Below are 10,998 nucleotides of genomic sequence, written 5' to 3'. Positions count from 1 at the left end.
GACGCCGTCCAGGACGAGATGCTCGTCGGCGTCGCGAAGATCACCGTCGCCACCAAGTAGCACTCTTCCGCTGCTCGGTGACGACCGCGCCGGTGCTGCATCCCTCGACGTAGGGCCGGCATCCCGGTGGGACCCCCTTCTGCTCGTGAGCAGGAGGGGGTCTTCCGCGTGCCCGGGGTGCACCGACGGTGCGCCGGGTCGGCACCGGGCCTGCGTCGGAGGTCGTAGGCGAGGTCACGACCTGCGCACCCTGTGGCGGCGCGCTCCGGGCGCGAGCGTGGAGTCATGACATCGACACACGCCGAGAGCGGGGCCCCGAGGGGCCGCCGCGACCGCCGACTCCTGCCCCGCCTCGCCGCCGCCGCGGCGGTCGTCGCCCTCGCCCTGCCGCTCGCGGCCTGCGCGGGCACCGCCTCCGCCGAGCCCGCTCCCCCCGCCCCGCCGCAGCACCAGCCCGGCGGCCACGCCCTCACCGCCTCCGACGTCGACTCCTGGCTCGACGGGGCCCTGGGCTCCGCGCTCCAGACGACGGGCATCCCCGGCGCCTCCGTCAGCGTCGTGGCCGACGGCCAGCTGCTGACCGCCCGCGGCTACGGGCTGGCCGACACGGGCACCGAGGGCGACCCGGCCCGGCCCGTCGACCCCGACGACACGCTCTTCCGCGTCGGCTCCGTCTCGAAGGTCGTCTCCGCGACGGCCGTGATGCGGCTCGTCGAGGACGGCCGGCTCGACCTCGACGCCGACGTGCAGCAGTACCTCGACTTCGACCTCGACACCCCGAAGGGCGCCGTGACGCTGCGCCACCTGCTGACCCACACCTCGGGCTTCGAGGAGGTCATCGCCGGCCTGATCGGCACGCCCGGCAGCGAGGTGTCGCTGCGCGACGCCGTGTCGGCCGCCCCGCCCGAGCAGGTCTTCGCCCCGGGCACGACGCCCGCGTACTCGAACTACGGCGCCTCGCTCGCGGGCTACGTCGCCGAGCGCGTCAGCGGCGAGCCGTTCGCCGAGCTCGTGCAGGAGGAGGTGTTCGGGCCCGTCGGCATGACGTCGTCGTCGTTCGAGCAGCCGCTGCCCGCCGACCTCGACGCCCGCCTCGCGAAGGGCTACCCCGACGACTCGCAGCCGTCGTGGCCGACCGAGGTCGTGAACGCCGCACCGGCGGGGGCGATGACGTCGAGCGCCACCGACATGGCCCGGTTCATGCTCGCCCACCTCGGCGACCTGCCCGCCGACCAGTCGCCGCTCACGGCCGACACGCTCGCCGAGATGCACCGCCCCGCGCTCGACGCCGACGACCTCGGCACCCTCGCCGAGGGCCAGCGCATGGACCTCGCCTTCTTCGACGACAGCACGCCCGGCCTGCCCGCCTTCGGCCACGACGGCGACACGCAGGTCTTCCACACCGCGATGCGGATGTTCCCCGAGCAGGACGCCGGCATCTTCGTCACCCTGAACGGCAACGGACGCGACCCGATGGACTCGAGCGAGCTGCGCACCACCCTGCTCGAGGGCTTCGCCGACCGCTACCTGCGCGACGACGAGGGAGCCAGTGCAGGAGGCACGGGCGCGGCCGCCGAGGCCGGCCCCGACGCCGAGACGGTCGAGGACACCTCCCCCGGCTCCGCGTCGTCCGGCGACGCGAGCGCCGCGGCCGCCCTCGCAGGCACGTACATCTCCTCCCGATCGCCCTTCAGCAACCCCGGCGCCCTGCTCGCGCTCAGCGGCCAGACCACGGTCGTGCCGCGCAGCGACGGCACCGTCGCGGTCACCCCGAAGCCGCTCGGGACGACCACCGGCGTGTACGAGCAGGTGGGCGCGAACGCCTGGCGCGAGGTCGGCGGCGACGGCGTGCTCGCGACGCGCACCGACGGCGACGACGACGACGCGACCGTGTCGGCCATCTCGTGGGGCGCCTCCTTCACCCTGCTGCGAGCACCCGTCTGGGGCACCGCCTCGCTGGTGCTGCCGACGGTGGCCCTGTCGGTCGTCGTGCTGCTCGTCTCGCTGGTCGCCTGGCCGGCGGTCGCCGTCGCCGGCGCCGGGCGCCGCCGCCGCGGAGAGCTGCCGGCCACGGCTCCTGCCGACGCCGCAGCCCGTGGGGGTCGTCGCAGCCTGCTGCTCTCGCGCCTCGGCCAGCTCGCGACCGTGGTCGCCCTCGTCGGCTGGGCCCTGGTCGCCGTGCAGGCGCTGTCGTTCGTCGACGTGCCCGCGGTGTCGCTGCGCGTGCTCCAGGTGCTGCAGGTGGTCGGCGTGCTCGCCGTCGTGCCGGCGGTGCTGGCGACCTGGCAGGCCGTCCGCGACCGTCGCGGCGCCCTCGTGGTGACGGGTCGCGTGCTGGTCGTGCTGGCCCTGGTCGCCCTGGCCTGGTTCGCGCTGGCGTACCGGCTCATCTCGCCGAGCGTGAGCTACTGATGACCCCCTCACAGGACGACGCGCCCCTCGACCGGCCGCACACGGCGGCCCCGGCCGCCCCGGCGACCGGCGGCACCTGGCAAGCTCCTACCGTGACCACCGCCACCGCCTTCCCCCGCCCCTCGGCGCTCCGCCGGGCCCTGGCCCGGGTGGGCGTGCGGAGCGACCTGGGCCGCGACGTCGTGCTCGCGGCCGCCTGGGCCCTGGTCGCACTCGCCTTCCTGGCCGGGCTGCAGGCGGCCGGCGAGCTGCTCGGCGCCGACCGGGGCGGCGTCGTGCCGCCCGCCCAGGTCGGGCTGGTCGTGGGGCTCGCCCTCGCCCAGCACGTGCCCCTGGCGCTCCGCCGCGTGCGGCCGGTCCCGGCCCTGCTCGCCGTCATGGTGCTGCAGGCCGCGCTGCTCGCCGTCCTGCCCTCCGGCATCGCGCTGTGGACGGCGGCGCCGGTCGTGCTCGCCTACACGGTCGGCTCGCTGCGGCCCACGCGGGTCGTCGTCGGCGCCGGGGTCGCCGCGGTCGCCGTCGCGGCGGTCGGGGCGGTCGTCGGTGCGACGGGCGTCGCGAAGCGGGCGCTCGGAGCGGTCGCCCTGCCCTCGCTCGACCTCCTCGACCCGGCCGCCGAGGCGCTGGCCCTCATCACGAGCGCCGTGCTGATCGTCGGGGTCAGCGCCGCCGTCGGCTCGTGGGTCGCCCTGCGCCGCCGGCACGAGCACGACGTCCGCGCCCGCGCCGCCGAGACGGTCGAGCACCAGGCGACCCTGACCCGGGCCGCGGTCGCCTCCGAGCGCACCCGCATGGCCCGCGAGCTGCACGACGTCGCGGCCCACCACCTCACCGGGCTCGTCGTGCAGGCGGGCGCCGCCGAGCGGCTCGTCGACGGCGACCCCGAGCGCGCGAAGGAGTCGCTGCGCAGCGTCCGCTCCCAGGGCCGCGAGACGCTCGACGCGCTGCGCTCGATCGTGGGCATCCTCCGCGAGACCGGCGACGACGCCGACGGCAGCGTGCCGGTGCCGGGGCTCGGCGACGTGGGCTCCCTCGTCGACTCGGCCCGCGCCTCCGGCACCGTGGTCGAGGTGCGGGCCGACGGGTCGCTGCCGACGCTGCCCCCGCTGGCCGACGTCACCGCCTACCGGACGGTGCAGGAGGCGCTGGTCAACGCCCGCAGGCACGCTCCCGGAGCACCCGTGGCCGTCGACCTCCTGGCCGAGCCGCGCCGCCTCGTCGTGGTGGTCGAGAACGCGATGCCCGCGACGACCGGCCGCACCGCCCCGGGCTACGGGCTGGTCGGGATGCGCGAGCGCGCGGCGCTCGTCGGCGGACGCCTCGAGGCGGGGCCGACGGCGGCGGGCTCGTGGCGGGTGCGGCTGGAGCTGCCGGTCGAGGCCGACGTGGCGGCTGCCGCGCCCGGGGCGGCTGGGGCGCTTGGCGCGCCCGGGGCGCCTGGCGGGCCTGGCGCGGGCGTCAGCGCGCCGGGCGCCGGGACGGCCGGCGACGGGAGCGGCGCGTGATCCGCGTCGTGCTGGTCGACGACCAGTCCATCGTGCGGGCGGGGTTCCGGGTGGTGCTCGAGACCGCCGGGGGCATCGAGGTCGTGGGCGAGGCCGCGGGCGGGCGCGAGGCGGTGACGCTCCTGCAGCACACGCGGGCCGACGTCGTCGTGATGGACGTGCGCATGCCGGGCGGCGACGGGATCGAGGCGACGCGGGCGATCACCGCCGGTGCTGCGGGTGCGGCGGGTGCGGCGGGCTCAGGTGTGGCGGTCGCCGGTGCCGGCGCGACGGGCGCCGTCGGCGGAGGCGGGGCCGACGCGACGAGCGCCGGTGCCGGCGGCGGGCCCGCCGTGCTCGTGGCGACGACCTTCGACCTCGACGAGTACGTCTTCGGGGCGCTCGAGGCGGGGGCACGCGGCTTCGTGCTCAAGGACGCCGAGCCCGAGGAGTTCGTCGCCGCCGTGCGCGCCCTCGCCTCGGGCCGGGCCGCGATCGACGGCGCGACCACCCGTCGCGTGATCGAGGAGTTCACGCGGCGCCGGGCCGCCACCCTCGCGGGCCCGCCCGTCGACGTGCTGACGCCCCGCGAGCAGAGCATCGTGCGGCTGCTCGGCGAGGGGCTCTCCAACGACGAGATCGGCGAGCGCCTGGTGATCGAGACGAGCACCGTCAAGTCGCACCTCACCCGCGTGATGACGAAGCTCGACGCCCGCGACCGCCTCCAGACCGTGATCTGGGCCTACCGCTCGGGCCTGCTGCCCTAGTCGCGGCGCCCTCCGTCATCGAGGTGGCTCGTCCTGGCCTCCCGACGCCGTCGAGACCCCAGGACGAGTCACCTCGATCACCGCGTCCGCTGACTTGCCACTTTGGGGGCCTCCAAGAGCTCATGAGCCCCCCAAAATGGCAACTCACCAGGAGGACGTGCACGCGCGCACCGCGTGCCCGCGGCGCCGCCCGCACCCCTCACGCGTGCAGCACCCTCCGCGCAACGCGGTTCCCGAGCAGCTGCGCCGCCTGCACCAGCACGATGATCAGCACGATGACCGTGACCATCACCACGGTGTCGAAGCGCTGGTAGCCGTACGTGATGGCGAGGTTGCCCAGCCCGCCGCCGCCCACGAGGCCCGCGACCGCGGTCGCGTCGACCAGGGCGACGAAGATGTAGGTGAGCCCGAGGGTCAACGGGCCGAGCGCCTCCGGCACCACGATCGTGCCGAGCACCCGCAGCGGCGACGCACCCATCGCCGCGCCGGCCTCGACGGCGCCGCGGTCGACGGCGACGAGGTTGGTCTCGGCGATCCGCGCGATCGAGAACGTCGCCACGATCGTCAGCGCGAAGATCGCGGCGCCGGTGCCGATGCTGGTGCCGATCACCGCCCTCGTCAGCGGCGAGATCGCCACGATCAGGATGATGAACGGGATGGGCCGCACCACGTTGATCACCGCGTTCAGCGCCGTCGACACCGCCGCGTTCTCGAGCAGCGCTCCGCGCCGCGTCGAGTAGAGCACTAGGCCGAGCAGCAGCCCGAAGAGCGTCGCGAGCACGAACGACACCGTCACCATCTGGAGCGTCTGCAGCAGCGCCGCACCGATCTTCGGCCAGAGCACCGCGGGGTCGAGGTCACGCACGGGCCCCCACCTCCTCCACCGTCGTCGTGCGGCGCAGGTCGCGGAGCGCGGCCTCCACCCGGTCGTCGTCGCCGAGCAGCTCGACGGTCAGGTCGCCGAACAGCCGCGACTGCAGCTCGCTCACCCCGCCGTAGACCACGTTGACGTCGACGCCGTGCTCGCGGGCGACCCGCGAGAGGAAGGGGTCGTTCGAGTCGCGGTCCACGACGTGCAGGTGCACGAGCCGGCCCGTGTGCACCTGGCGGATGCGCGTCAGCGTGGCCGCGGACGCCCGGTGGTGCAGCACCGAGGAGACGAACCGCGACGTCGTCGGGTGCCGCGGCGACGCGAAGACGTCGTAGACCGAGCCGGTCTCGACGACCTCGCCGTCCTGCATCACCGCGACCCGGTCGGCGATCGAGCGGATCACGTCCATCTCGTGCGTCACGAGCAGGATGGTCACGCCGTACTCGTCGTTCGCGCGGCGGAGCAGGTCGAGCACCTCGCCGGTCGTCTGCGGGTCGAGGGCGCTCGTCGCTTCGTCGCTGATCAGCACGTCGGGCTTCGTCGCGAGCGCCCGGGCGATGCCGACCCGCTGCTTCTGCCCGCCCGAGAGCTGCGACGGGTGGTCGAGCGCCTTGTGGCCGAGGCCGACGAAGTCGAGCAGCTCCTCGACGCGGTCGACGGTGGCGTCGCGCGAGAGCCCGGCGAGCCGGAGCGGGTACGCCACGTTGCCGTAGACCGTGCGCGACTGGAGCAGGTTGAACTGCTGGAAGACCATGCCGATGCGCTGCCGCGCCCGGTGCAGCTGCCGCCCCCGCAGCGCCGAGATCTCGCGTCCGTCGACGTGCACCGAGCCCGCCGTGGGCCGCTCCAGGGCGTTGACCGTCCGCAGCAGCGTCGACTTGCCGGCCCCCGACCAGCCGACGATGCCGAAGACGTCGCCGCGCTCGACCGACAGGCTCACGTCGCGCAGCGCGTCGACCCGGCGGCCCTGCACCTCGTACGACTTCGACACCCCGCGGAACTCCACGATCGCGTCGCCCGCCCCGGTCACCGAGGAGTCGCGGGTCGGCTCGGTCGCCGCGCCCGGCCCCCCGAGGGCGAGGCCCGCCTCCCCGAGGTCCGCGCCCGCCCCGCCGACGGCCACGGCCGCCGCGGTGCCCCCCGCCGCGCTCACGACGCCTGCTCGCGGGCCGCCGCCTCGAGCTCGGCGAGCGTCGCCCGGAGGTCGTCGGCCGACACGTCGACCAGCACCACGGCCCCGAACGAGTCGCGCTCGAGCGCCTCGGCCACGCGCGGGTCGGCGTAGGCGTCCTCGAGCACGTCCCACGCGGGGTCGTCGACGTCGTCGGCCCGGGTGACGACCGCGTTGACGTAGGGTCGCGAGCCGTCGCTCAGCGCGTCGTCGAGGTAGAGCGCGTCGTCGGCGTCGATCTCCTGCGAGGGGTCGAAGTACGACGTGCCGACGACGACCGCGTCGATGCTCGGGTCGTCGAACTGGGTCGGGATGGTCGTCGCGCCGATGGGCACGAACTGCAGGCCGAGGTCGTTCTCCGTGACGTCGTCGACGGTCGGGAAGATCCCGGCCCCGTCGTCGACCTCGATCAGGCCGGCCGCCTCGAGGATCCCGAGGGCCCGTCCGCTGTTCGCCGCGTCGTCGGGGATCGCCACGTGGTCGCCCTGCTCGAGCTCGTCGAGCGACGACTTCGTCGCCGAGAAGACGCCCCACTGGCTGATCGACGTCGAGAACACGGGCGTCAGGTCGGTGTCGTTCGCCGTGTTGTACGCGCTGAGGAAGGCCGTGTGCTGGAACGCGTTCGCGTCGACCTCGCCCGCGACGAGCGCCGAGTTCGGCAGCGTCCAGTCGTCGAAGTTGACCCACTCCACGTCGAGGCCGTCCTCCGCCGCGACCGTCGCCACCGCGTCCTGCAGCTCGCTCTCGCCGCTGCCCGCGATGCGGACGCTGAGCCGCTCGCCGTCGCCGTCCGCCGCGTCGGCCGGGTCGGTGCCGCCCCCGACGGCGGTGCCGACGAGCACTCCCCCGCCGACGAGCGCCGCGACGCCGGCGACGCCGAGCACGGTGAAGAGCGCTCGGCGCCGCTTCCGGCGCGCCTCGTCGAGGCCGGCGCGGAGGCCGCCCGCGGGCCGGTCGGCCCTCTCGGCGCCGGGTGCCGGGTCGTGCCCCTCAGCCCCGTCGGTGCGGCCGGCCTGGTCGTCGTGGTGGTCGTGCTGCTCGCTCATGGCGTCTCCCCTGGGTGTCGTCGTGGTGGTGCTGGTGGGGAGCGACTGTGCCAGCCGGGAGGCCGTCGGTGAAGCGTCCGTGTCGACGCGTGACGGAGAGTGACGGTGCGTGACGGGACGTGTCGCCGCGTGACGCCGGGGGTGGTCGAGCAGCCGTCCGTCTGCGAGGAATGGAGCTCGACCGAGAGGACCTCATGAGCCACGACACGCAGACCACCGACCGGACGACGGGCGAGCAGGGCAGCCCCGAGGAGGCGCGGGTCGACGCCCGCGAGGAGGCGCGGGTCGACGCCCGCGTCGAGGCCGCGTTCTCCCCGGTGCTGGAGCGCATCGCGGCCGGCGCCGTGGCCCGGGAGCGCGAGCGCCGCCTCCCCGTGGCCGAGGTCGACGAGCTGCGACGGGCCGGGTTCGGCGCGCTGCGGGTGCCGGTCTCGCACGGCGGGTGGGGAGCGTCGCTGGAACAGGAGTACCGCCTCCTCGTCCGGCTCGGGGAGGCCGACTCGAACCTGCCGCAGCTGCTCCGAGGGCACGTGGCCTTCGTCGAGACGCAGCGGGCGCAGCCCGACGGGCCGCTGCGCGACGAGTGGCTGCACCGGCTGGCCGCGGGCGACGTCCTCGTCGGCAACGCGCAGGCCGAGCGCGGCGCGGCGACCGAGGTGACGACGCGGCTCGAGCAGCGCGGCGACGACCTCGTGCTCACCGGTCGCAAGTACTACAGCACCGGGACGATCTACTCCGACTGGATCTGGGTCGGGGCGGTGCGGGTCGGGGGCGACCGCGACGGCGAGCGGGTCGCGCTGAGCGTCCGCGCCGACGCCCCCGGGGTCACCCGCGTCGACGACTGGGCCGGCTTCGGCCAGCGGCTCACCGGCAGCGGCACGACGGTCTTCGACGACGTCGTGGTCGACCCGCGCCAGGTGCTGCCGTGGGGCGAGAGCGCCGAGCGCCGCCCGCTCGCGCACGCGCAGTCGCTCTACCAGCTCGTGCTGCTCGCGGCGCTGAGCGGCACCGCGCGGGCGGTCGTCCGCGACGCCGTCGCGTTCGTGCGGCCCCGCACGCGCACCTTCGGCGTCGGCGGCACGTCGTCGCCCCGCGAGGACCCGCTCGTGCAGCGCGTCGTCGGGCGGCTGTCGAGCATCGCGTCGTCGGTCGAGGCGATCACGCTCGCCGCGGTGCGGCACGTCGACGCCGCCGACCGCGCGGGCGCCGCCGACGACGGCCACGGCGCGCGCTGGGAGGAGGCGCTCGTGCGGGTCTTCGAGGCGCAGCAGGTCGTGCTGCCGCTGGTGCTCGAGGCGGCGACCTCCCTCTTCGAGGTGGGAGGCGCCTCCGCGGTCGACACGGAGCTCGCGCTCGACCGCCACTGGCGGAACGCGCGGACGATCGCGTCGCACAACCCGGCGATCCTCCGCGAGCGCGCCGTCGGCGACTACCGCCTCAACGGCGTGCCGCCCGCGACGCCCGGCGCACCCGCCGGCGCGCCCGCGCCCGCGCCCGCGCCGTCGTCGAGGTGACGCGTCCTGGGCCTCCGCCGGCCCCGACGCCCCAGGACGAGGCATCTCGACGGGGCACGGCTCCCTGCGGGGGCCGGCCCGCGACTCCTACAGCCAGTGCTTCTTCTTGAAGACGAGCCAGAGGGCGACGCCGAGCAGCAGCATGAGCCCGAGCGCGAACGGGTAGCCGAAGCGCCAGTGCAGCTCGGGGATCACGTCGAAGTTCATGCCGTAGATCGACGCGACGAGGGTCGGCGCGAAGAGGATCGCCGCCCACGACGAGATCTTCTTGACCTCCTCGCCCTGCTCCATCGAGGCGCGGGCGAGGCGGCGGCTCTCCTCGCCCTGGGCGAGGCTGGCGCTGGTCATGCGGCGCATCGCGTCGTTCTGCTCCTGGGTGACGAGCGTCGAGTGCAGGGTCAGGGCGTTCTCGAGCAGCACGCGGAAGGTGTCGGCGCGCTCGGTGATGCGGATGGTGTGGTCGAGCACGTTGCGAAGCTGCGCCTGCACCTCGTCGTCGGTGCCGTACTTGGCGGCGCCGCGCAGCAGCGAGTCGACCATCTCGGGCAGGGGCCCGATGGCGCGCTGGAAGCCGATCACCTCCGACAGCAGCTGGTAGATGCGCTTCGACGACTCGGGGTCGACCTGGCCGTCGAAGAGGTCGTCCTCGATCTCGTCGATGTCGTCCTGGAGGCCCGCGACGACGGGGGCGTAGCCGTCGACCAGCTCGTCGAGCACGCGGCTGAGCACGGCCTCGGACCCCTTGGCGAGGAACTCCGGGTCGGCCTCGAGGCGCTTGCGCACCTGGCCGAGATCGGGGCGCTCGGCGTGCCGCACGGTGAGCACGAAGCGCGGCCCCGCGAAGAGGTGCACCTCGCCGAACTCGACCGCCTCGCGCTCGTCGTCGTACCAGGCGGAGCGCAGCACGATGAAGAGCGTCTCGCCGTAGCGCTCGAGCTTGGGGCGCTGGTGGCCCTTGCGGGCGTCCTCGACGCTGAGCGGGTGCAGGTCGAACTCGGCCGCCACCGAGTCGAGCTCGGCGGGGCTGGGGCGGAAGAGGCCGATCCAGGCGAGGCCGCCCGCGGTGTCGTCGAGGGCGGCGTAGGTCTCGCGGAGGTCGGCGGGCGTCCGCGTGCGGGTGCCGCCGACGTAGATGCCGTTGTCGATGAGTGCCATGGGCGGGTCTCCTGTCGGTGCAGGAGGCAGGGGAGCGAGCGACGGGGGCCGGTGCGGGCGCGCGGGGGCGCGCAGGCTGCGTGGGCGCGGGCGGGCTGCGCCGGCGCGGCGGCCGGGGCGGCCGGGGAGCCTCGGCCGCCGGGGCGGGCCGAGCCGGGTGCCGACCCGCGGAGCGGGCCGAGCCGGTCAGATCCGGAACGCTCCGCCGACGAGGCGAGGGCGTCCCTGACGATCATGATCACCGGTCATGTCGCGAGTCACCTGCCTCTCGGTCGTGCGTTCGTGGTCGGGCGTGCGGGGTGGTGCGTGGTGCGTGGTGCGTGGTGCGGGGTGCGTGCGGGTCGGGCCCGTGCGCCGGGCCCGTGGCATGAGCGTCCCGAGGCGGGCGCGCCCTCGCGGGCCTCCCGCAGCATAGTGCGCGGGGGTGTCGGGGCGGGAGCCTCCTCACGGCATCCCTACGCGGTCGCACCGGCCCGGCCCGCGCCTCCCCGGTCCGTCTCCTCCCCGGTCCGTCTCCTCCCCGGTCCGTCTCCTCCCCCGGTCCGTCTCCTCCCCCGCTCATCGACGCCCGTCCGCGT

8 protein-coding genes are annotated in these 10,998 nt (G+C 75.3%); 4 read left to right on the top strand and 4 right to left on the bottom strand.

Translation table 11 applies throughout. The annotated features are described in order from the left end of the window. Positions 1-285 precede the first annotated feature (285 nt). From ASF82_RS00305 to ASF82_RS00295, 3 genes are all read left to right on the top strand, one after another. Positions 286-2,412 (top strand): serine hydrolase, encoded by a 2,127-nt coding sequence (locus tag ASF82_RS00305; protein WP_056051920.1) that lies wholly within the window; start codon positions 286-288, stop codon positions 2,410-2,412. 92 nt (positions 2,413-2,504) lie between these two features. Beyond that, positions 2,505-3,917: a sensor histidine kinase gene (locus tag ASF82_RS00300; protein ID WP_235491114.1), complete on the top strand. Its 1,413-nt coding sequence runs from the start codon at positions 2,505-2,507 to the stop codon at positions 3,915-3,917. Next, a complete protein-coding gene (locus tag ASF82_RS00295; protein ID WP_056051914.1) occupies positions 3,914-4,663 on the top strand; it encodes a response regulator transcription factor in 750 nt (249 codons plus the stop codon). The genes ASF82_RS00300 and ASF82_RS00295 overlap by 4 nt, the downstream gene beginning before the upstream one ends. 199 nt (positions 4,664-4,862) lie before the next feature. Here ASF82_RS00295 and ASF82_RS00290 read toward each other — a convergent pair whose 3' ends face one another. From ASF82_RS00290 to ASF82_RS00280, 3 genes are read right to left on the bottom strand one after another with little or no spacing between them, the layout of a single operon-like run. After that, positions 4,863-5,528 carry a methionine ABC transporter permease gene (locus ASF82_RS00290; RefSeq protein WP_056051911.1) on the bottom strand — a complete coding sequence of 222 codons (666 nt, stop codon included), beginning with the start codon at positions 5,526-5,528 and terminating at the stop codon, positions 4,863-4,865. Beyond that, positions 5,521-6,687 carry a methionine ABC transporter ATP-binding protein gene (locus ASF82_RS00285; RefSeq protein WP_235491113.1) on the bottom strand — a complete coding sequence of 389 codons (1,167 nt, stop codon included), beginning with the start codon at positions 6,685-6,687 and terminating at the stop codon, positions 5,521-5,523. The genes ASF82_RS00290 and ASF82_RS00285 overlap by 8 nt, the downstream gene beginning before the upstream one ends. Further along, positions 6,684-7,751 (bottom strand): MetQ/NlpA family ABC transporter substrate-binding protein, encoded by a 1,068-nt coding sequence (locus ASF82_RS00280; RefSeq protein WP_082514109.1) that lies wholly within the window; start codon positions 7,749-7,751, stop codon positions 6,684-6,686. Before ASF82_RS00280 ends, ASF82_RS00285 begins: the two co-directional genes overlap by 4 nt. A gap of 194 nt (positions 7,752-7,945) precedes the next feature. On the opposite strand from ASF82_RS00280, the gene ASF82_RS00275 reads away from it, so the two are divergent. Continuing rightward, positions 7,946-9,265 carry an acyl-CoA dehydrogenase family protein gene (locus ASF82_RS00275; protein WP_082514398.1) on the top strand — a complete coding sequence of 440 codons (1,320 nt, stop codon included), beginning with the start codon at positions 7,946-7,948 and terminating at the stop codon, positions 9,263-9,265. 87 nt (positions 9,266-9,352) lie between these two features. On the opposite strand, the gene ASF82_RS00270 is transcribed toward ASF82_RS00275, so the two are convergent. Beyond that, positions 9,353-10,420, bottom strand: coding sequence for a magnesium and cobalt transport protein CorA (locus ASF82_RS00270; protein ID WP_056051908.1), 1,068 nt, complete (start codon positions 10,418-10,420; stop codon positions 9,353-9,355). Positions 10,421-10,998 lie beyond the last annotated feature (578 nt).

Origin of the sequence: Frigoribacterium sp. Leaf164, from assembly GCF_001423665.1 — a bacterium.
Lineage (GTDB): Bacteria > Actinomycetota > Actinomycetes > Actinomycetales > Microbacteriaceae > Frigoribacterium > Frigoribacterium endophyticum.
This window is presented reverse-complemented; position numbering and strand designations above follow the sequence as displayed.